Source organism: Streptomyces sp. NBC_01515, assembly GCF_045040345.1.
GTDB lineage: Bacteria > Actinomycetota > Actinomycetes > Streptomycetales > Streptomycetaceae > Streptomyces.
The window spans coordinates 619,884-639,989 of record NZ_CP109416.1 but is presented as its reverse complement, the minus strand read 5'-3'; the positions used below and the strand labels follow the sequence as shown (position 1 = coordinate 639,989).

General features: G+C 71.4%; 19 protein-coding genes and 1 riboswitch. Of the genes, 10 read left to right on the top strand and 9 right to left on the bottom strand.

Features of this window, described 5'->3' with window-relative positions; genetic code table 11:
* Positions 1–50: 50 nt before the first annotated feature.
* Positions 51–953 carry a helix-turn-helix transcriptional regulator gene (locus OG407_RS02525; RefSeq protein ID WP_405854548.1) on the top strand — a complete coding sequence of 301 codons (903 nt, stop codon included), beginning with the start codon at positions 51–53 and terminating at the stop codon, positions 951–953.
* Between the two features lie 165 nt (positions 954–1,118).
* On the opposite strand, the gene OG407_RS02520 is transcribed toward OG407_RS02525, so the two are convergent.
* Entirely contained in the window at positions 1,119–1,253 is a 135-nt protein-coding gene (locus tag OG407_RS02520) for a hypothetical protein (protein ID WP_405854546.1), read from the bottom strand.
* Positions 1,254–1,405: 152 nt separating this feature from the next.
* Positions 1,406–1,486, top strand: a riboswitch (cobalamin riboswitch).
* Positions 1,487–1,676: 190 nt separating this feature from the next.
* Between OG407_RS02520 and OG407_RS02515 the strand changes: the two genes are divergently transcribed.
* From OG407_RS02515 to OG407_RS02505, 3 genes are read left to right on the top strand one after another with little or no spacing between them, the layout of a single operon-like run.
* Positions 1,677–2,705, top strand: coding sequence for a FecCD family ABC transporter permease (locus OG407_RS02515; RefSeq protein WP_405868251.1), 1,029 nt, complete (start codon positions 1,677–1,679; stop codon positions 2,703–2,705).
* Complete coding sequence (locus OG407_RS02510; RefSeq protein ID WP_405854544.1) at positions 2,705–3,472, top strand: ABC transporter ATP-binding protein; 768 nt, start codon at positions 2,705–2,707, stop codon at positions 3,470–3,472. The genes OG407_RS02515 and OG407_RS02510 overlap by 1 nt, the downstream gene beginning before the upstream one ends.
* Positions 3,473–3,486: 14 nt before the next feature.
* On the top strand, positions 3,487–4,494 hold the full coding sequence (locus tag OG407_RS02505; protein WP_405854542.1) for an ABC transporter substrate-binding protein: 1,008 nt from the start codon (positions 3,487–3,489) through the stop codon (positions 4,492–4,494).
* A gap of 24 nt (positions 4,495–4,518) precedes the next feature.
* Here OG407_RS02505 and OG407_RS02500 read toward each other — a convergent pair whose 3' ends face one another.
* From OG407_RS02500 to OG407_RS02470, 7 genes are all read right to left on the bottom strand, one after another.
* Positions 4,519–4,911, bottom strand: coding sequence for a hypothetical protein (locus OG407_RS02500; RefSeq protein WP_405854540.1), 393 nt, complete (start codon positions 4,909–4,911; stop codon positions 4,519–4,521).
* The gene (locus tag OG407_RS02495) at positions 4,911–5,528 is read right to left on the bottom strand and encodes a MerR family transcriptional regulator (protein ID WP_405854538.1); all 618 of its coding nucleotides are present in this window, start codon (positions 5,526–5,528) and stop codon (positions 4,911–4,913) included. The genes OG407_RS02500 and OG407_RS02495 overlap by 1 nt, the downstream gene beginning before the upstream one ends.
* Positions 5,529–5,607: 79 nt before the next feature.
* Positions 5,608–7,806, bottom strand: a complete 2,199-nt coding sequence (locus OG407_RS02490) for a bifunctional serine/threonine-protein kinase/ABC transporter substrate-binding protein (protein ID WP_405854536.1) — start codon at positions 7,804–7,806, stop codon at positions 5,608–5,610.
* Between the two features lie 22 nt (positions 7,807–7,828).
* Positions 7,829–9,979 carry a bifunctional serine/threonine-protein kinase/ABC transporter substrate-binding protein gene (locus tag OG407_RS02485; RefSeq protein ID WP_405854534.1) on the bottom strand — a complete coding sequence of 717 codons (2,151 nt, stop codon included), beginning with the start codon at positions 9,977–9,979 and terminating at the stop codon, positions 7,829–7,831.
* A complete protein-coding gene (locus OG407_RS02480) occupies positions 9,979–10,836 on the bottom strand; it encodes a hypothetical protein (RefSeq protein ID WP_405854532.1) in 858 nt (285 codons plus the stop codon). Before OG407_RS02480 ends, OG407_RS02485 begins: the two co-directional genes overlap by 1 nt.
* A gap of 190 nt (positions 10,837–11,026) precedes the next feature.
* Positions 11,027–11,908, bottom strand: coding sequence for an RNA polymerase sigma-70 factor (locus tag OG407_RS02475; protein WP_405854530.1), 882 nt, complete (start codon positions 11,906–11,908; stop codon positions 11,027–11,029).
* A complete protein-coding gene (locus OG407_RS02470; RefSeq protein WP_405854528.1) occupies positions 11,905–12,489 on the bottom strand; it encodes a carboxymuconolactone decarboxylase family protein in 585 nt (194 codons plus the stop codon). The genes OG407_RS02475 and OG407_RS02470 overlap by 4 nt, the downstream gene beginning before the upstream one ends.
* A 203-nt stretch (positions 12,490–12,692) precedes the next feature.
* On the opposite strand from OG407_RS02470, the gene OG407_RS02465 reads away from it, so the two are divergent.
* Entirely contained in the window at positions 12,693–13,721 is a 1,029-nt protein-coding gene (locus OG407_RS02465; RefSeq protein WP_405854526.1) for a Ppx/GppA family phosphatase, read from the top strand.
* A gap of 53 nt (positions 13,722–13,774) precedes the next feature.
* Here the strand turns inward: OG407_RS02465 and OG407_RS02460 are convergent, their stop codons facing one another.
* Positions 13,775–14,506 (bottom strand): STAS domain-containing protein, encoded by a 732-nt coding sequence (locus tag OG407_RS02460; RefSeq protein ID WP_405854524.1) that lies wholly within the window; start codon positions 14,504–14,506, stop codon positions 13,775–13,777.
* 192 nt (positions 14,507–14,698) lie between these two features.
* On the opposite strand from OG407_RS02460, the gene OG407_RS02455 reads away from it, so the two are divergent.
* From OG407_RS02455 to OG407_RS02435, 5 genes are all read left to right on the top strand, one after another.
* Positions 14,699–15,058, top strand: a complete 360-nt coding sequence (locus OG407_RS02455; RefSeq protein ID WP_365304714.1) for a helix-turn-helix domain-containing protein — start codon at positions 14,699–14,701, stop codon at positions 15,056–15,058.
* A 374-nt stretch (positions 15,059–15,432) separates the two neighbouring features.
* Positions 15,433–16,230 (top strand): SigB/SigF/SigG family RNA polymerase sigma factor, encoded by a 798-nt coding sequence (locus OG407_RS02450; RefSeq protein ID WP_405854522.1) that lies wholly within the window; start codon positions 15,433–15,435, stop codon positions 16,228–16,230.
* 416 nt (positions 16,231–16,646) lie between these two features.
* Positions 16,647–17,873, top strand: coding sequence for a PP2C family protein-serine/threonine phosphatase (locus OG407_RS02445; RefSeq protein ID WP_405854520.1), 1,227 nt, complete (start codon positions 16,647–16,649; stop codon positions 17,871–17,873).
* A gap of 85 nt (positions 17,874–17,958) precedes the next feature.
* Positions 17,959–19,611, top strand: a complete 1,653-nt coding sequence (locus OG407_RS02440) for an ATP-binding protein (RefSeq protein ID WP_405854518.1) — start codon at positions 17,959–17,961, stop codon at positions 19,609–19,611.
* A complete protein-coding gene (locus OG407_RS02435; RefSeq protein WP_405854516.1) occupies positions 19,608–20,057 on the top strand; it encodes a response regulator in 450 nt (149 codons plus the stop codon). Before OG407_RS02440 ends, OG407_RS02435 begins: the two co-directional genes overlap by 4 nt.
* Positions 20,058–20,106 lie beyond the last annotated feature (49 nt).

The following is a 20,106-nucleotide window of genomic DNA, read 5'->3' as shown; positions in this document are numbered from 1 at the left end:
GGCAGGTGAACGTCCCTGTGCCGCACACCAGTTGAACGACAATGTGGTTCATGGCTACGACGAACCACTTCGGCATCGCTCTGCGGGGGTGGCGCGAGCGGGTGTCACCGCGGGACAGCGGGCTGGAGGTGGGCGGGGACCGGCGCATACCCGGGCTGCGCCGGGAGGAACTGGCCCGGCTGGCCGGCCTGTCGGTCGACTACGTGATCCGGCTGGAACAGGGCCGCGCCCGGAACCCCTCGGCCCAGGTCGTCACCGCACTGGCCAGGGCGCTACGGCTCGAACCGTCCGAGCGCGACCACCTGTTCCGCTGCGCCCACCTCGCGCCGCCCTCGGCCGGGAACGTGTCCCGGCACGTCCCCGCGAGGGTGTACCGCCTGGTGGGCCAGCTGGCGGGCAACCCCACGGCGGTGTTCGCCGCCGACTGGACCCTCATCAGCTGGAACGCGATGTGGTCCGAGATGGTCGGCGACCCCCGTACGTACGGCTGGAGCGAACTCAACCTCGTCGCAGGCATGTTCCGGTCCAGCGGTGGACGACGGCGGGAACCGATCGCGGCCTGGCCGGTGCGGTCCTGGGCGGGCGAGGAGGCAGAGGAGGAGGACCTCGTCGCCGACCTGCGGATGACGGCGGCCGCCCATCCCCACGACGCGCGGCTCGCCACCTTCGTCGACCGCATGCTGCACGACAGCCCACGCTTCGCCCGCCTCTGGTCCAACGGCACCGCCCGCACCAACGTCGGCGACCGCAAGACCGTCGAGCACCCCCGGGTCGGGAACATCGACCTCGACCTGGACGTCGTGATGGCCGCGGGCACCGACCTCAGGATCGTCACGTACACGGCGGTGGTCGGGACGACGGACGCGGAGAAGCTGGACGCCCTGCGCGCGACCTGTCCGGAGCCGGGGCGGGGTCTGGCCCACGTCATGTCGGGGCGTGGCGGCCCGAGTTGAGCATGGAGGACGCGGTGCGTCGGTCCTCGTCCGCGAGCTTGCCGCGGTCGGACGCATCGAGCCCGTAGACATCGGCGAGGACCCGCACGCCGAGAACTCCGCCCGGGTAGATCCCGAAGAGCGGTCCGTCATGCGGAGCGGTGAGCCTCAGGCGTCCCGTTTCTCTCAGCCGTCTGCCTTACCGGTCGGCCAAGTCGGCGTGCCCGTGCGGATGTCATCGATGACCGAGTCGATCCACGCCATCTCGGCGTGCGCGAGGGACAGCACGTACTCGGCCTCGATGACGAACAAGCGGGGCACGCCGGTCGCCAGGGGGCGCCGAGGTAGGGGACCGCGCCGAGGAACTGGGAGAACTCCCGTATAGATCAGTTCAAACAGACTATTGAGATGGTGTGGTTCGGGCGCCGTCGGACCGGTCCGCGTCGTTTGTTACGCTCCCCAGGCCTCCCGCGGGGGAAGTCCGGTGAGAGTCCGGCGCTGACCCGCAACGGTGTGCGTGGCGACCCCCGGTCGTCGCGCGAGTCCGATCGCCCGTGGGTGGCGCGACCCGTTGACTGCTCGCCGTGGACTGCGAGAGGGGGCCGAGCGGCCGGCACGGTCGTCCGGGCTGTCTCCTCGATCGAGGCTCACCAGGCGGCCCCAGGTGAAGGACCGCCGACCGTGCTCCGACGTCCGACAACCGGCTCCGGCCGTGGCCAGAGTCCAGGGCGTGACCCTCGCCGAATACCCCAACCCTTCCTGCTCATCGGGCTGTTGCTCCTGCTCTGCGTCTCCCTCGTGTGCGGCGTCGGTCTCGGCGCGGCCGGAATCGGCACGGCGGACCTGTTCCGGTTCCTGTGGGCCGGGGTCACCGGCGGGACCGTGCACGCCGGAGACGTGGCCGCCTACACCATCGTCTGGGAGATCCGGTTGCCACGGGTCGTCCTCGCGGCCGTCGTCGGGGCCGGACTCTCCGCCGTCGGCGTGGCCGTGCAGGCGATGGTCCGCAACGCGCTCGCCGATCCGTTCGTGCTCGGCATCTCCTCCGGCGCGGCGGTCGGCGCCAACGCCGTCATCCTGCTGGGCGCGTTCGCGGGGCTGGGGGTGTGGGCGCTGTCGGTGTCGGCGTTCGCCTCGGCACTCGCGGCCATGGTCCTGGTCTACGCCGTGGCCCGCTCGCCGCACGGTCTCACACCGCTGCGGCTGATCCTGACGGGGACTGCGCTGGCGTACGGCTTCGAGGCCGTCACCACCGTGATGGTGTTCGGCGCGGCCCGGGGCGAGGCGGCCCGCTCGGCGATGATGTGGCTGCTGGGGAGCCTGGGCGGGGCGACCTGGGCGCAGGTGCCGGTGGCCGCCGTCACCGTGGCGGCCGGGTGGGCGTGGCTGCGGTGGCGGGCGGAGTCGCTCAACGCGCTCGCGATGGGGGACGAGACCTCCGCCGCGCTCGGCGTCCAACCCGCCCGGCTGCGCCGGGAGTTGTTCCTCGTGACCGCCGCCGTCACCGGGACCGTGGTCGCGGTCAGCGGAGCCATCGGCTTCGTCGGGCTGATGGTGCCGCACCTCGTACGGATGCTCGTCGGCGCCGATCACCGCAAGGTCCTCGCGGTCGCCCCGCTCGCCGGAGCGGTGCTCCTGGTGTGGGCGGACGTCCTGTCCCGGCTACTGCTGGCGCCCGCCGAACTGCCGGTCGGCGTGATCACCGCGGTCGTCGGAGTGCCCGCGTTCCTGCTGCTGATGCGGCGCGGCGGCTATGCCTTCGGGGGGCGTTGATGAGGCTCGACATCGAGGGCCTGTCGGTCGACGCGGGCGCGGTACGGCTCGTGGAGGACATCCGGCTCGTCGTGGACAGCGGAGCCTTCGTCGGGCTCGTCGGCCCCAACGGCAGCGGAAAATCAACTCTGTTGAGGTGCGTGTACCGGGCGCTGCGACCGGCATGCGGTGTGGTCCGGCTCGACGGCGACGACGTACACGCCATGGAACCACGTGCCGCCGCCCGGAAGGTGGCCGTGCTGCCGCAGGAGTCGTCGGCCGAGTTCGACTTCACCGTCGCCGAAGTGGTCGCCATGGGGCGGCTGCCCCACCGGGACCGAACCGCCGCCTCGGACCGGGGGATCTGCGCCGGAGCCATGGAGCGCACCGGCGTCACCCACCTCGCCGACCGCGGCTTCCTCGCCCTGTCCGGCGGCGAGAGGCAACGCGTCCTGATCGCCCGTGCCCTCGCCCAACGGCCCCGCGTCCTGGTCCTCGACGAACCCACCAACCACCTCGACATCGCCCACCAGTTGGACGTGCTGTCCCTGGTCCGCGACAGCGGCCTGACCGTGCTGGCGGCCCTGCACGACCTCAACCTCGCCGCCGCCCACTGCGACGTGCTGTACGTGATCGCGGACGGCCGGATCGTCGCCTCCGGCGCACCGCACGAGGTACTCCAACCCGCCCTGCTCGCCGAGGTGTTCGGGGTCCGCGCACATCCCGTACGGCACCCGGAGACCGGCGCCGTCCAGCTCCTGTTCGACCTGCTCCCGCCCACCTCGTAAGGACAACAACCCGCATGCGCAAGCTACTTGCCGCCGCCCTCTGCCTTGCCGCGACCACCACAGCCGGTTGCGGTGCCACGGTCGAGCCCACGCCGCAGAAGGCCATGTCCTCCGCCGTCACCCTCACCAACTGCGGCCAGAAGGTGACGTACAAGACGGTCCCCAAGCGGGTCGTCACCAACGACGTCGGCATCACCGAGCTGATGTTCGCCCTCGGCCTGGAGAACCGCATGGCCGGGTTCGCGATGCCCGACGACAAGGGTGACCTGACGGACGTCCCCTGGAAGGACGGCTACAAGGAGGTGAAGTGGCTGTCCAAGGACCAACTCACCAGGGAGAACGTCCTCGACGCCCGCGCCGACCTCGTCTTCGCCGGCTGGAACTACGGCTTCCGCGAGGACAGCGGCTTCACCCCCGACGCCCTGAAGAAGCTCGGCATCCCCTCGTACGTCCTCACCGAGTCCTGCCACAACGGCCGCACCGACACCTCGCGCGGCATCATGCCGCCCCTCGACGCCCTCTACACCGACCTCACCAACCTCGGAGAACTCTTCGGCGTAGAGAAGCGCGCGGCCACCCTGATCGCCGACTTCAAGAAGCAAGTCGCGGCCGTACACAGCAAGGCCCCGGCGAAGAGCCCCACCGTCTTCCTCTACGACAGCGGCCAGGACTCCCCGTTCACCTCCGGCCGCTACGCCGCCCCCGACCAGATCATCAGCGAGGCCGGCGGCACCAACGTCATGCACGACGTCAACGACTCCTGGACCACGGTCGGTTGGGAGACCGTCGTCCAGCGCGACCCCGACGTCATCGTCATCTGCGACTACGGCGACGTGACCGCCGAACAGAAGAAGAAGTTCCTCCTCTCCTACGGCCCACTCCGCAATGTCTCCGCCGTCAAGCACCACCGCATCTTCGTCCTCGACTACGTCGACCTCGTCGAAAGCCCCCGCAACCCGTCGGCCATCGCCCGCCTCGGCGCGTATCTGCGGACGGTGGCCGCGGCGAAGGACGCCAACTAGGGCGAGTGCGGGGGCCCTTGCGGGTCAAGGAGCCTGGCGCAGGGCGGCACCCATCCACTCCCGGACGACCGCAGCCCGGACCCGGTCCGAGGTCGGGTCCGGCCTGGCCGTGCCGTTGATCGTCGCCACCAGGGAGCGGTACTGGGTCAGCAGCTTGAGGCCGGTCGCCTTGGGCTGCCACTGCGGCGGCTTGCCGTTCCGGTCGAACTCGACGATGTCGCGCCGGGACTTGGCGACATCGACGTCGTGCTCCCCTCTCATCGCGGCGACCAACTCGGCCGAATCGGCGGCGACCCGCTCGGCGAGGTCCCGGGCCTGCGGTGAATCCGCAGGCACCCCGGCCTGCTGGGAGGCCCGCGCCTCCAGAAGTAGCTTCCGGTGCTTCTCGACACGGGCCGTCATCTCCGGTGATGCCATCAACTTGCCCTGCCCGGTACCGAAAGTGCGGTGGAAGAAAGCCCGCAGCGCCGTGCGGGACTCCGCGTCCCGCACGAACTCAGCGAGTTCGATCCAGGCTTCCAACTGCTCGTGGACGGTTCCTCGGGCAGGTGTGGCCGCAGACTGTGCAGCCGCTCCACATAACTGGGATGGACGTCCAGGCCGTCGGTCACGAAGTCCCAGAACTGGTCGACGAGTTGGTCACGGTCGTCGTCGGACATCGACACGAGCTTGTGCATCAGGCTGACCTGTTCCGCTGTGGTGTGCTGCCGCGTGATGGTCCGGAGTACGGCACGGCGCGCCCGGAACTGCCTCAACTGGTCTTCCACCAGCCGCAGATGCGTGACGGCGAGGTCGTGCAGGCTGGTCTCCTCGGCCAGCACCCGGCGGATGTCGTCGAGGCCGGCGCCCAAGTCCCGCAGGGTGCGCACGAGTTCGAGCCGGGCGATGGCGTGCACGTCGTACCGCCGGAAGCCGCCCTCGGTGAGACCGGTGGGCGCGAGGACGCCTTCGTCGGCGTAGAACCTGATCGCACTCACGCTCAGGCCCGTGCGGCGGGCGACGTCCCCGATGGAGTAGAGCTCCCGTTCGTTCACACCCATCACTATGGATTCTCAAGTGACCTGAGAGTCAAGGGGGTTGGCCACGGGTGAGACCCCGGCCGGCCGCCTCGCGTCACGGCCGGCCCGCGCTCACTTGGTCGTAGCGGCCCAGGAAACGGAACGCACCGTCCCTGACCTGGTACAGGAACCCGGTGTTCTCCGGATCCAGCGCGTGAGTCGTGCCCGGGACGAAGCGGATCGGCTTGGCCACCCCGTCGTACGCGGTGTGGAAGAGACGCTCGGCGACCTGTGCGGGCTCGATCGCGGTGGTGGTCCCGAGCGCGTCCAGGGCTCGGGCGACGAGACCGACGGCGTCGTACGCCTCGGCGGACCAGCGGCCGGGCGGCCCGCCGAAACGCGCCCGAAAGGCCGCGGTGAACGCCTTCGCGGCCGGGGTGCCGGCCGACCGCGCTTCGGTGTACGGCGCTTCGAAGACCCACCCCTCGGCCGCCTGCCCCGCCGCCGCGAGGAAGTCGGCGCGCATGACGGGCTCGAAGCCGGTCACCGCCCCCGCGAACCGGGCCGCGGCCAAGGCCCGGGCGCAGGCCGCCGCACGGCGCGGTGACGTGCCGCCGTAGACCACCGCTTGCGGATGTGTGGCCAGTGCCCGGGCGACGGCCGGGCCGAAGTCGCTGGTAGCGGGCGCCACTTGGTGGACGGTGACGGTGCCGCCGTCGGGCGGTGTCTCGACCAGGTTCCGGCTGATGTCGACAGCCGCCTCGCCCGCCGCGCCGTCCTGGACGATCGCAGTGCGCCGGCTGGGGCGGGTCCTCGTCAGGTAGAAGAGGATCGGCAGGGTCCGTGAGCTGTCGGACGCCCTCGTCACGCACAGGGTGCGCAGGGTCGTGGCGGACAGTCCGGCCGCGTCGTCGGCGGCCGACACCAGGACCACCGGCATGGACGCCGCCGCGTAGAGCGGGGCGGCGGCGCGGGCACCCGCTGTTGTACTGGGGCCGATGACCGCGACGACCGTCGCCCGGGCGAGCACGCGGTGGGCCGTCGCCCGTGCTCGGGTCGCGTCGCCTCCGTCGTCGAAAGAGGAGAGGACGAGGCGGTAGGTGACGTTCTTGCGGGCGTTGTGGGCGGCGACCGCGAGGACCGCTCCCCGCATCTGCGCTGTGCCCATTGCTTTCTGAGCGCCCGTCAGGTCCGCGTGGAGGGCGAGAGTGTGCGTGGGTACGTCGTCGCGTGAACCGCTCGTCGGCGTGTGTCCCCGGGCGAGGAGGACTGCCGCGCCGGTGGCGGACGCGGCGAGTACGGCGGCTGCCGAGCCGCCGATCGTCAGGACGCGGCGGCGTGAAAAGCCTTGCGCCGTAGGCGTGTTGAGCGGCTCGGGTGCGGACGGTCCCTCCGTGCGGGGTGGCGGGTCGAGGGCGCGGGCCGAGCGCTCGGCGACCAGTCTCAGGACAGCGGGCGGCAGCCACTCGGGCGCCGGTGACGGGCCGTCGTCCGGGTGCTTCTCGCCCGTAAGTGCGGAGTGCACCGCCGCGGCCGTCGGCCGTAGCGCGGGGTCCTTGGCGAGGCAGGCGTCGATCACCGTCCGCAGCGGCGGCGGGAGTTGGGCCAGGCCGGTGGGATCGGGGGGTTCGTGCACCGTGCGGTACAGGACCGCGGGTGCCTCGCCGGTGCCGAACGGGCGCCGGCCGGTCGCCGCGTGCGCCAGCACGCAGCCGAGGGAGAACAGGTCGCTGCCCGGACCGACCTCGCCGCCCCGGGTCCGGGTCTGCTCGGGGGAGAGGTAGCCGGGGGTGCCGACGACCGCGTCGGGAGCGGTGAGCGCGGTCGTGCCGACGCCCTTGGCGATGCCGAAGTCGATGAGCCGGGGGCCGTCGGGCACGAGGAGGATGTTGCCGGGTTTGACGTCCCGGTGCACCAGGCCCACGGCGTGCAACTCGCCCAGCGCCTGCGCCAGTTGGGCCCCGAGCGTGGCGACCGTGTCCGCCGGGAGCGGCCCGAGGCCGTCCACCGCCTCGGCCAGCGACGGACCGGGGACGAACGCGGTGGCCAGCCATGGTTCACGCGCCTCGGTGTCCGCGGCCGTCACCGCGACCACCCAGCGGCCGGTGAGCCCGGTGGCCAGCCGCACCTCGCGCCGGAAGCGGGCGCGGAAGGCGGGGTCGGATGCGTACTCGGCGCGGATCACCTTCAGCGCGACCGGTGTCCCGTCGGCGGTACGGGCCAGGTAGACCACGCCCATGCCGCCCACGCCGAGCCGGGCGAGCAGCCGGTGCCCACCCAGGTTCTCCGGGTCCCCGGCCCGCAATGCCTGCATCCCACTGCTCCCGTGCCGTGTGTCAGGAAGCGGACAGTCCCACCGGGCCGTCGTAGACGAAGCGCCCGCCCTTGACCTGGTAGTGCTGCACCTGCCGGGTGACGAGCTGCTGGTCGGCGTCGAACGCGTACGTGGTGACCAGCCCCTTGAACCTGGCCTTGGCGAGCGCGTCGGCGACCTGGGTGCGGCTGGGGCGCTTCTTGGCGCTCCCGGCGAGAGCGGTGAGCCGGTCGGCCAGCAGGCGCGTCACGTCGTACGCCTCCGCCGCCCAGTCGCCCGGCGTACTGCCGAACCGCTTGCGGTAGGCGGTGGCGAACGGTCGTACGGCCGCGGCGGCCGGGTCGATGTACGGAGCCAGGACCTGCCAGCCCTCGCCCGCCGGGCCCGCCGCCGAGACGAAGGCGGGTGTGGCCGACGGAATGTCCAGGAAGCGCGGGCCGGTGAAGTCCCGTGCGGCCAGGGCGCGGGCGAGCGGGGCGGCACGTTCGGGGGTGCCGGTGTAGTAGAAGCTGTCGACGCCGTGGGCGAGCATGTCGGCGACGACGGTCGACACGTCGGGCGCGAGGGCGGGGACGACCCGCGCGTACAGGGCCACCCCGCCCGCGCCGGTCGCGCTGTGGACGACGTTGACGGACTCCATGCCGGTGATCCCGCCCGCGCGATCGACCAGCAGCCCCGGGTGGCGGGACCCCTGCGCGGTCAGCGCGGTGACGGTGGCGAACGCGGAGTACGCGGCCAGCGGAGCGGCCCGGAAGTATCTTCGCGGCTTGGCCAGCAGGGCCGACTGGACGGCGGAGACCGAGAGTTCGGACACGGTCACCAAGGGCAGCCCGGCACTCTCGTACACCTCCACGGCACTCTGCGCCGAGGCGTAACCGGTGGGGCCGAGAACGGCGAACACGTCGCGGTCGCGCGTCAGTCGGCGGGCCACGGCCTGGGCCCGGGCCGGCTCGCCCCGGTCGTCCAGCACGCGCAGCGTGAGCGGGAACGGCTTGTCCTCACGTGCGTTGAACTGCTCCACGGCCAGCCGCGCGGCCCGCTCCTGTGCCGTCCCCGCCGCCTTCAGCGGGCCGGTCAAGTCGGCCTGGACACCGATGACCCATGCGCGACGCGCGGCCGAACTCGCCGGTGTCTTCCCGTCGTTGTCCCGCAGTACCGCCCACAGCGCCGCGCCGCCACCGGCCGCGAGCAGCGCCGACGCGCCTGTCGTCAGGGCCAACACCTGGCGTCGGCCCGGCCGTTGGGACTCGGACTCGCCGGAGATCTCGGTCGGCTCGATACCGGGCAGCGCCAGCATCTCCGCCGACCGGTCGGCGACCATCCGGACCACCGGGTCCGGCAGCCAGCCGATCGAACCGGTCGGCGCGTCCTCCACCAACTCCGCGTCCACCTCGGCGAGTCGGGGCCGCCGCTCGGGCTCCTTGGCGAGGCAGCGCTCCAACAGGTCCCGCAGCTCGACGTCCTCGACGCCGTCCAGATCCGGCGTGTCGTGCACGGTCCGGTACAGCAGCGCGTCCGCCGCGCCGCTCCCGAACGGCAGCCGCCCGGTCACCGTGTACGCCAGCACGCAGCCCAGCGAGAACACATCGCTCGCCGGCCCCACCGGCAGCGCCCGCGCCTGCTCCGGGGAGAGGAACCCGGGCGTGCCCACGACCATGCTGTCCGAGGTCAGCTCCGTCTCCTCGGCCGCCGTGGGCCGGGCGATCCCGAAGTCGATCAGCCGGGGCCCGTCCAGCGCGAGCAGCACATTGCCCGGCTTGACGTCCCGGTGCACCAACCCCGCCCGATGCACGGCGTCCAGCGCCCGCGCCAACACCTTGCCCAGCACCCGCACCACCCGCGCCGGCAGCGGCCCGCACTCCGCCACCGCCTCGGCCAGCGACGGCCCCGGCACGAACGAGGTCGCCAGCCACGGCGCCTGGCCCTCCGTGTCCGCGCCCAGCACCGGCACCACCCACGGACTGTCCACCCCGCGCGCGGAATCCGCCTCACGCCGGAACCGCGCCCGGAACTCCGCCTGTTGGGCGAACTCGGGCTGGATCACCTTCACCGCGGCAAGCTCACCGGCTCCACCCCGCGCCAGGTAGACCACACCCATGCCGCCCGCACCCAGACGCCCCAACAGCCGGTATCCGCCGAGCCGCGACGGATCGGAGGGAAGCAGCCGCTCCATCACGACCCGCCCTTCGTGCCCGACCCGGATGGACTCGGCTCACCGGACGCCGACCCGCCGGAGCGTCCGATCTCCTGCTCCACCCTCAGCAGCATCCTCGGAAGCACCTCCGCCACAAGGGAGTTGAGCTCCTCCTCGCTGCGACCGCGCCCGCCGCACACGGACGTACCGCTCACCACCGGGCCCAGCACGGCCTGTTGCCACCAGTACGGGTACGGGCCCCCGCGCGTGTCGCTGACGCACTGTCCCGTCTCCAGCAGCAGATCGTCGCCGCTGGTGTTGCCGCCCTCGCCGCGCGCGAACGACAACGACTGGAGCCCCGTGAGGCGTTCACCCGGCCGCTGGGTCTGTTCGGTGCAGTCGAGGTCCTCCTCCAGCATCCGAGCCTGTTCCCACGACGCGTCCAACGCCGTGCGATGCACCGTGACCGTCGCGGACAGCCGTACGGCCCCCTTCGCGCCGGAGGCGGGCACCTCGAAGTGCCGGGTCAGCGTGGCCAACGCGTCGCCGGGTAACGGGCGCAGCCGCCACAGGCAGTCGTCGCCCAACACCGCCCACTGCCCGGGTTCACTCTCGTACGGCGTCGCCCGCACCACCCCGGTCCCGAACAACTCCGGGCCGGAGATGACCTGTTGGATCAGGGCCCGAGCCTGCGCCGCGGTCTTCGGTTCCCTGCTCGGATCCGTCCCGGGGGTGGCCGACGCCGTGGGCCGCGGGTCGGCGGTACTGCTCCGGGACGTCCCGGGCGACGTCGTCGGCGGTGACTTGGAACCTCCGCCACCCCCTGTGCAGCCCACCACCAGGGCCCCGCAGAGCGCCGCCACCCCGCTGACCCGCAGTGCTCCGGCACACGCCACGACGTCGCCCCCTCCACGGCCTGCCGTGCGGCCGACCCCATGCCAGTACCGATGCGCTCGGTCACGGGACGGTTCCCCGCCCGCCGCGGCTGTTTCCGGCTTCGCACAGGATGCGTACAGTCGAGACGAGCGTAGTGCCCGGGCGCCTCAACTCACCCTGTGCGGAGGGAAGTTCGGAACGGCGGCAGACTCACCTGACGAGTTCGGTCGGCTCGTCCAGCTGCGTCAGTTTCCGCGGATTGCGCACCACGTAGATACGGGTGACCCGGCCGTCCTCCACCACGACACTGATCGCGGACGGTTCGCCGTCGAACTCGATCCGGCCCGCCGGTTCGCCGTTGAGCCACACGACCGTGGTGTCGAGCGCGGCCACCAACTCGTGCGCGCGGGCGAGGATCGGCGCCACCAGCCCGACGCCGTGGATCGGGGCGAGCGCGGCGGGGACCACACCGCCACCATCGGTCACCAGCACCACGTCCGGTGCCATCACCTCCATCAGCTCCTGCAACTGCCCGGTGCGCAGGGCGCGCAAGAATCGTTCCACCACGGCCTGTTGCTCCGACCGGCTCACCCGGACCCGCGGCCGCCGGGCCGCCACATGGTCCCGGGCCCGCCGCGCGACCTGCCGCACCGTGGCCGCGGACTTCCCGATGACCTCGGCGATCTCGCCGTACGGCATCTCGAAGACCTCGCGCAGCACGAACACCGCCCGCTCGGTGGGCCCGAGCGTCTCCAGCACGGTCAGCATCGCGATCGAGACGTTCTCCGCGAGTTCGACGTCCTCGGCGACATCGGGACTGGTCAGCAGGGGTTCCGGCAGCCACTCGCCGACATACTCCTCGCGGCGGCGCGACACCGTGCGCAGCTGGTTGAGCGCCTGCCGGGTGACCAGCCGGAGCAGGTACGACCGCGGGTCCCGCACCTGTGACCGGTCGACGTCGGCCCACCGCAGCCAGGACTCCTGCAGCACGTCCTCCGCGTCGGCCGCCGACCCGAGCATCTCGTAGGCGACCGTGAACAGGAGGCCGCGATGGGCGACGAAGGGGTCCTCGGTCGTCTCGTCGGTGGTCATGCCGTCGACGCTACGTCGGCGCCGGCGTGCCCCGTCCGGGAGGCCAGCGGAATCTCGCACGAGTCCGAGTAGCCCTGCGAGGTGATCCCGTGCGCGGTGTTGCACCTGGCCGCCATGTTGGCGAAGCCGATGAACACGGTGAGTTCGACGAGCGCGGCCGGGCCGAGCCGGTCGAGCAGGCTCTTCGACAGCTCGTCGGTGACGGTCGGCGGTGTGTTCGTCATGGCCTCCGCGTACGCGAGCACATCCCGCTCCAGCGGTGTGAACACCTCCGACCGCCGCCAGCGTGGCACCTGGCTCGCCTTGGCCAGGTCGAGGTTCTGGTTCAGCGCTTGGAAGTAGTTGACGTCGAGGCACCAGCTGCAGCCGACCTGGGCCGCGACGGCCATGTGCGCGAACGTCTTGAGGCTCTGGTCGGCTGCGTCCCAGGTGCCCACCTTCGCCGCGAACTCCTGGTTGGCCTCGGCGAGTTGGGGCTGGTTCCACAGCACCTCGACGGGCTCGGGCACGGTCCCGAGCTGCTGGATCATGGTCTCGCGGAGCTCGGCGGGAAGTTCGGCCCTGGGAACGCGAGGCGTCATGGTTTTCTCCTTGTATGTGTCGTACGTGTGCCTGGGTGGCGGTTCGACATGAAGACACCGCCCGGCTCGCGGATGTGACACCGGGACCGGGCGCACTGGCCGGCCACCGCGCGTGGCCGCTTCGCGCGGCTGAGTGACCAACGCCTCGAAGCGCGGATCAATCAGGACGACTGATGGTTCGACCTTTGGGTACTCACCGGTTCATGCGAATGAGTGTGGTGGACGTGGGGTCGAACACGGTTCGGCTCGTGGTGGCGGACCTGGAGGACGGCGTACCACTGCCCGTTCACACGGCCAAGTGGAAGCTACGGCTCTCCGAGCGCGTCGGCCAGCCGTACGGGGAGATCCCCGAGGACTCCGTACGCCACCTCGTGAAGGCGGTGTCGGCCGCCGCGGAAACCGCCCGGAGCTGGGGCGCGGCAGGCCCACTCGCCTTTGCCACAGCGGTGGTTCGGGGCGCGCCGAACCGAGTCGACGTGCTCCGCACGGTCCGCACCGAGACCGGCGTACGGCTCTGCACGCTCCCGGGAGAGGTCGAGGGCGAGCTGACCTTCCTCGGCGCCCGCCGCTGGATGGGCTGGCGCGCCGGACCGCTCGCGCTCTTCGACATCGGCGGCGGATCCTTCGAAGCCGCCTTCGGGCGCGGCCGGTTGCCCGACTTCGTCGCGTCCCTGCCGCTCGGCGCGGGCCGGCTGACCCGCGACTTCCTCTACGGCCAGGACCCGCCGCCCGAGCGCGCGGTGAAGGCGCTGCGCCGCGAGGTACGGCACCAACTGCGGGACGTGGCCGCACGGATCCGCTGGGAAGGGCCCCGCACCACCGTCGTGACGTCCCGCACCTTTCAACAGCTGGCCCGGCTCTGCGGTGCCGCTCCCGGACGTCAAGGTCCCTTTGTGGAACGGCGGTTGGCGCGGGCGGACCTGCGCGTGGGCCTCGACCGGCTGGCCGCCCTCGCCGCCCCCGACCGGGCCCTGCTGCCCGGTGTCTCGGCACCGCGGGCCGCGCAGAGCCTGGCCGGAGCCGTGGTCGGGCACACGGTCATGAAGCTCACCGGCATCAAGACCGTCACCGTCTGCCCCTGGGGCATCCGCGAGGGAGTGATGTTGCGGTACATCGAGGACGGCGGGGCCTGGTGGACGGAGATGGCGCGGCGCAGCGACGACACCGAAGCCGCGGGGGCGGTCGCCCTGCGTATCGCGCCGGTGCCGGAGCGGACCCCCGTCGGCAGGTAGCGGACGTCGACCGGCACGCGTCGGCAGGTGGCGGTCGTCCGCGCCGCGCCGGCCTACGCCGGGCGTGAGATCTCGGTGACCGCCGTCGAGATGCGCTGTTGTACGTCCTCGGGCAGTGGTGCTCCGTTGACCGAGTCGACGAGTTCCTCGGCCAGTTGATGGAGTTTGGTGTTCGAGCGCTGGGAGACGTCGACCAGGACGCTCCACGAGTCCTCGCGGCTGAGACCGAAGGAGGCCATGAGGACTCCGCGGGCCAGGTCGATGACCGGCCGGGTCAGCATCGCGCGCTTGAGCTGCCCGACCTCGACGCGCAGCTCCTCGGCCTCGTCGGACACGTCGTTCTCCTCCATCAGGTCGTGCGTCGTGGGGGAATGTTCGCGCCAGGGGGTGACCACCCCACCGGCGCCCTTGTGCCCTGTCGTGTGGCTGAACAGCGACGACGTGTCGGTGAGCGCGAACAGCCTCGCGACAGCGGCGCTGGCGGCCCGGACGCCGAGCGTCTTGCCGTCCGCCAGGGCGAGCCTGCGGACGGACAGCAGGACGTTGAGCCCGGCGCAGTCGCAGAAACCGACTCCGGCCAGGTCGAGGTCCAGCCCTCCGGACGACCGGGCGAGTGCCGGCCCCAGGGCGCGCCGCACCGCTTGTTCCGTGTCGATGTCGATCTCCCCGGAGACCACGACGACCGTCCGGGTACCGGCCGGCCGCGTCACGATCTTCAGGGAGGCGGAGACCGACGGGGGATCCGCCGCGGAGGACGGGGAATCCACCGTGGAAACGGGGGACACCGCGCATATCGTCCGGACCCCGCTCCTGAGAGGAGCGCTACGTTCGTGTTCTTGCATGGCAGCCGCTCCCGAGGCATCCGCCCTGTTTTCTGCCCGGTCAAGTCTCACCCGCAGCATTTAGCGCGTCAAGATATACACGAAATCTGTTTCGTGTCTCGGGATACGTGAAAGACGGGGCCTATGCTGGAGGGCATGGACGGAGTACCCGAGACACACGCCGGATGGACGTTCCTCACCAGTCACGCGCGAGTGCTGGCCGCGATCGCCGAGGATCACCGCACCCGAATCCGTGACATCGCCGTGCGATGCAGGCTCACGGAAAGAGCCGTACAGAAGATCATCGCCGATCTGGAGCAGGACGGTTATCTCACGCACACGCGGGAGGGGCGGACCAACGCCTACCGCATCCAGCCGGGAACGATCCTCCGGCATCCGGCCGAGGCCGGCATGACCGTCGAGGCGCTGCTCTCCACCCTCGCCCAGCACGACGATCGGCGCGAGCACTCGTCCACGGCACCGGCCGACGAGCGGGACTCCGAACTCGCCGAGTGACTGGGCGAGTTGGGGCGGGGGCCGTCACGGCGTCGGGTGTCGGGCTCTGCACGACGTGCGGCCGAGGATCTTCGCCGGTTCCGGCCGGACCGCCTCCAGGGGTTCGTGCTTCATCTCCTCGTCCCGGCGGACGCTCACCCGCCCACCCGGTTGGTCACCTTTCGTCACGTTTTGGCGGCCGGGAGTCATCGCCTTCGTACATTTGTTTCAGGGTGCCGCGCGGGGGAAGGCGCAGGGTGAGTGCTTCGGACAGGAGGCACGTCCGTGGGAGCCGGCGTATGCCGGATCGCGGGTGTGTTCCGCCTGCTCAGTGCGTGCCCGCTCCCATGGGGACCGTCCTTCGACAACCCCTTGAGGGAGTTGTGAGCACCGCCATGGACACAGTCACCGTCACCCGGAAGCGCCATCCGCACGACGACGCCCCCCGCACGGCCGCCGCCTTCAATCGCCTCTCGCACCTGCCCGCCGGACCCGAACGGGTCGCCCTGCGCGACGAACTCGTCCGGGTCTGGCTCCCCATGTCCGAACGCATCGCCGGCCGCTATCGGGGAAAGGGCGAGCCCTACGAGGATCTGCGCCAGGTCGCGGCACTCGGCCTCGTCAAGGCCGTCGACGGCTACGACCCCGACCGCGGCCACGCCTTCGAGAGCTACGCCGTGCCGACCGTCACCGGCGAGATCAAGCGCCACTTCCGCGACCACATGTGGGCCCTGCACGTGCCCCGGCGCGTCCAGGAACTCCGCAACAAGGTGCGCGTCGCCCTGCGGGACCTGGCCGCGACGGGGCCGGACGCGCGCCCGGGCGTCGCCGAGATCGCCGAGTACGCGCAGCTGAGCGAGGAGGACGTGCAGGCCGGTCTGGAGGCGCTGGACAGCTTCACCGCGCTCTCGCTGGACGCCGAGACGCCGGGGGAGGACGCGGGTATGACGCTGGTCGGCCTGCTGGGGGAGTGGGACGCCGGATTCGACCTGGTCGTCGACCGCGAGGCGGTCAAGCCCGCCCTGCGGACGCTCCCCGAACGCGAGCGCGTCATCCTCTACCTCCGTTTCTTCCGCGGCATGACCCAGAGCTGCATCGCGGAGCAGCTCGGCGTCTCCCAGATGCACGTCTCCCGGCTGATCACCACCTCCTGCGCCACGGTGCGTGAACGCGTACTGGCCGACGCCGCCTAGCCGCGCCGGGAAGGGGAGGCCGGCCGCCCCGCGGGAGTGCTCCCGGGGCGGCCGGTGGCGGGCTCACTGCCGAACCCTCCCGGGAGCGGTTGGGCAGCCTGCCGCCCTCTTCGGACTACCGGGCTGGGGCCGGTTCAAACAACAACCGGCCCATTGGGTGGACGCGGCGCACCACCGGACGACCCCTCGTCGCCCGGTGCGCACATGCGGTGACAGGCCGGTGAGGGAGGGGGTTCCTCGCCGACGAGCAGGTGGCCGTCGTACCCTCAACAACGCGGAACGCAGGGCCTGTTGGGCCCTTCCGCCGGCGGTCGGAGCGAGTGCGTACGGGACCTCCCGACGTACCGGTATGCTCTCGACTGTTGTCTGACGGCAACTATGGTCACGCGAGACGGTTCGGTGGGGAGGGCAGGGCCATGGTGGTGCCACAGCCGCGGGCCGACGACCTGCTGTCGGTGGGTGGCGAAGAGGTCGGCCCGGAGACCTGGGTGGCCTGGCAGCCCGCCGTCCTGCTGGTCGAGGACGACGCCGGCGACGCGCTGTTGGTGGAGGAACTGGTCGCCGACAGCGCGCTGAAGATACGTCTGCAGTGGGTGCGGTCGATGGCCGAGGCCGCCGAGGTGCTCGCGGCCGACGTGCCGGACTGCGTCCTGCTCGACCTGCACCTCCCGGACGCCCAGGGACTTGAGGCACTCTCCCGGGTCCGGGCCGGCGCCGAGCGGGCGGCTGTCGTGGTCCTCACCGGCCTCGCCGAGGAGGAGACCGGACTGGCCGCCGTCGCCGCCGGCGCACAGGACTACCTCGTCAAGGGCCGGGTGGAGCCGGGCCTCTTCGGCCGGGCCGTGCGCTACGCGATCCAGCGAAAGCAGGCCGAGCGGGCGGCCGTCGCGCTCCAGGCCAGCCGCATGCAGGCCCAGGAGAACGCCCGCCTGGAACGGGGGCTGCTGCCCCGCCCCCTGCTGCGCGGCGAGGGCGTCGAAGCGGTGGCCCGCTACCGTCCCGGCCGCGCGCAGGCGCTGCTCGGCGGCGACTTCTACGACATCGTGCAGAGCGTCGACGGCACGGTCCACGCGGTGGTCGGTGACGTCTCCGGGCACGGTCCCGACGAGGCCGCCCTCGGTGTGGCCCTGCGCATCGCCTGGCGCACACTGGTCCTCAGCGGTGTCACGGGCGCCGAGCAGGTGGCCCGCCTGGAGGAACTCCTCGTCGCCGAGCGCGCCCGGAGCGAGGTCTTCGCCACCCTCGTCAGCCTCGCCGCCGCACCCGGCGAACGGACGGCCAAAGTCGTGCGGGCCGGACACCACGGGCTGCTGATGCGGGACGGCGGTCGCGTGGAGTGGGTCGAGGTACCCGGCGGCCCGGCACTGGGCGTGGTCCCCGGCCACGCGGACTGGCCGGTCGAGGAACTGGCCGTACCGACCGATGCCGCCGTGGTGCTGTTCACCGACGGCCTCTTCGAAGGGCATGTCGGGCGCGGCTCGGAGCGACTGGGAGAGGAAGGGCTGCTACGGCTCGCCCGCGAACGCGCCGCGCTGGCACCGGAGCCGTTCGTCGACGAACTCATCGCCTGCGCCGAGAGCCTGGCCGAGGCACAGGGCGGCCTGGCGGACGACGTGGCCGTGATGCACCTGCACTGGACTTGAAGCACCTGCCCCGGACGTGATTCACCGCGCCGGAAATGAGCAGGTGGGACGAGAGGGTGTCGAAACGAGACGAACGGTGAGGGACATGGCGGGCGGAACAGGGATCGGGCGCCGGCTGACGGTCCAGGGATGGTTCTTCCTGGCGCTGTCGCTCATGGTGCTGCTGGTGGTGATCGGCACCGCGATCGGCGCCAACCTCCTGAGCCAGACGGCCCGGGTCACCGACGATCTCCTGCTGCGCGTCCAGCCCTCCCAGACCGAGGCGTACCGGCTGCAGGCCGCCCTGGTCAACCAGGAGACCGGCATCCGCGGCTACGCGATCGCCGCCGACAAGCAGTTCCTCACCCCGTACACGAGCGGCAAGCAGGACGAGGCCCGCTCGGCCGCTCGGCTCCGCGCACAACTCCATGACCGGCCCGAACTGCTCGCCGATCTGCGGGCCGTGGAGCGCGGGGCGGCGGCCTGGCGGCAGGACTACGCCGAGCCCCTCGCCGCCGCCGTCACCCCCGGCCGGCCGCACGCCGTCGACCAGGCCACCGTGGACAGCGGCAAGCACGAGTTCGACCACCTGCGCACCCTCTGGGCGAAGCAGAACGCCGACCTCGCGAAAGCCGTGAAGGAGGGCCGGGCCCACCTCGCCCACCAGCGGACGGTGCGCAACACCGTCCTGAGCGGCATGGTCGCCGTCTTCCTGCTGACCGGCGTCGCCCTCGCCGTACTCGTACGACTGCTGGTGACCCGGCCGCTTGAGGCGCTGAGCAAAGCGTCGGAACAGGTCGCGGGCGGTGACTTCGCGCACCGCATCACCGGGGACGGCCCGGCCGACCTCACCGCGGTGGCCGGAGCCGTGGAGGGCATGCGCAGACGGATCGTGGCCGAACTCGACGCCTCCCGCGACCAGGAGGAGGCGTTGAGCAGACAGGCGGCGGAGCTGGACGCGCAGGCGGTCGAACTGCGCCGGTCCAACGCCGAGTTGGAGCAGTTCGCCTACGTCGCCTCGCACGATCTGCAGGAGCCGCTGCGCAAGGTCGCCTCGTTCTGCCAGCTCCTGGAGAAGCGCTACGGCGACAAGCTTGACGACCGCGGCCTGCAGTACATCGACTTCGCCGTCGACGGCGCCAAACGCATGCAGGTCCTCATCAACGACCTGCTCACCTTCTCCCGCGTCGGACGTCTCGACGACACCCGGGAGCGGGTCGGCCTCGGCCAGACGCTGGACAAGGCCCTGCGGAACCTCGCGGCGGCCGTCGAGGAGTCGGAGGCCCGGATCGACCGGCCCGAGACCCTGCCCGAGACCGTCGGCGACCCGACGCTGCTGACGATGCTCTGGCAGAACCTCGTGGGCAACGCCCTGAAGTTCCGCCGCCCGGACCGCGCCCCGCACGTGACCGTCACCTGCGACCCCGACCCCGATAACCCCGGCATGTGGCGCGTGTGCGTCGCCGACAACGGGATCGGCATCCCCGAGGAGTTCACCGACAAGGTCTTCGTCATCTTCCAGCGGCTGCACAGCCGCGACGCCTACGGCGGCACCGGCATCGGACTCGCCCTCTGCAAGAAGATCGTCGAACACCACGGCGGCCGGATCTGGATCGAGTCCCGGGTCGGCGAAGGCACCCGCTTCTGCTTCACCCTCCCGTCCGCCGACGCGACCGACGCCATCGAAGCCGCCGAGACCGCCGAGCCCGTCGACGGGACCGGCACCTCCACCTCCACAGACGAGAAGGCCCTGACATGACCCTCCCTGACGCGACCCCGATCGATGTCCTTCTGGTAGAGGACGATCCCGGCGACGAACTGATGACCCGGGAAGCCTTTGAGGACAACAAGATCGGCAACACCCTGCACGTCGTCCGGGACGGCGAGGAGGCCCTGGACTTCCTCTACAAGCGCGGCGAGCACACCGACGCCCCGCAGCCCGACCTCATCCTCCTCGACCTCAACCTGCCGAAGTACGACGGCCGCCAGGTCCTGGAGAAGATCAAGTCCGACCCGGAGCTGGCGCACATCCCCGTCGTCGTCCTGACCACGTCGTCGGCCGAGGAGGACATCCTGCGCAGCTACAAACTGCACGCCAACGCCTATGTCACCAAGCCGGTCGACCTCGACCAGTTCATCTCCGCGGTCCGGCAGATCGACGACTTCTTCGTGCAGGTCGTCCGGCTGCCCCACCGCTTCGGCTGAGGGACTAGGGTCACTGGTACGAGGTGATGAACCGGGCGTCGAGTTGGTG

Coding starts and splice junctions, on each gene's coding strand:
- OG407_RS02525 (WP_405854548.1), top strand. CDS start 51: ATGGCTACGACGAACCACTTCGGCATCGCTCTGCGGGGGTGGCGCGAG.
- OG407_RS02490 (WP_405854536.1), bottom strand. CDS start 7,806: ATGCAGGCATTGCGGGCCGGGGACCCGGAGAACCTGGGTGGGCACCGG.
- OG407_RS02485 (WP_405854534.1), bottom strand. CDS start 9,979: ATGGAGCGGCTGCTTCCCTCCGATCCGTCGCGGCTCGGCGGATACCGG.
- OG407_RS02470 (WP_405854528.1), bottom strand. CDS start 12,489: ATGACGCCTCGCGTTCCCAGGGCCGAACTTCCCGCCGAGCTCCGCGAG.
- OG407_RS02475 (WP_405854530.1), bottom strand. CDS start 11,908: ATGACCACCGACGAGACGACCGAGGACCCCTTCGTCGCCCATCGCGGC.
- OG407_RS02505 (WP_405854542.1), top strand. CDS start 3,487: ATGCGCAAGCTACTTGCCGCCGCCCTCTGCCTTGCCGCGACCACCACA.
- OG407_RS02445 (WP_405854520.1), top strand. CDS start 16,647: ATGGTGGTGCCACAGCCGCGGGCCGACGACCTGCTGTCGGTGGGTGGC.
- OG407_RS02510 (WP_405854544.1), top strand. CDS start 2,705: ATGAGGCTCGACATCGAGGGCCTGTCGGTCGACGCGGGCGCGGTACGG.
- OG407_RS02500 (WP_405854540.1), bottom strand. CDS start 4,911: ATGGCATCACCGGAGATGACGGCCCGTGTCGAGAAGCACCGGAAGCTA.
- OG407_RS02435 (WP_405854516.1), top strand. CDS start 19,608: ATGACCCTCCCTGACGCGACCCCGATCGATGTCCTTCTGGTAGAGGAC.
- OG407_RS02440 (WP_405854518.1), top strand. CDS start 17,959: ATGGCGGGCGGAACAGGGATCGGGCGCCGGCTGACGGTCCAGGGATGG.
- OG407_RS02465 (WP_405854526.1), top strand. CDS start 12,693: ATGCGAATGAGTGTGGTGGACGTGGGGTCGAACACGGTTCGGCTCGTG.
- OG407_RS02450 (WP_405854522.1), top strand. CDS start 15,433: ATGGACACAGTCACCGTCACCCGGAAGCGCCATCCGCACGACGACGCC.
- OG407_RS02455 (WP_365304714.1), top strand. CDS start 14,699: ATGGACGGAGTACCCGAGACACACGCCGGATGGACGTTCCTCACCAGT.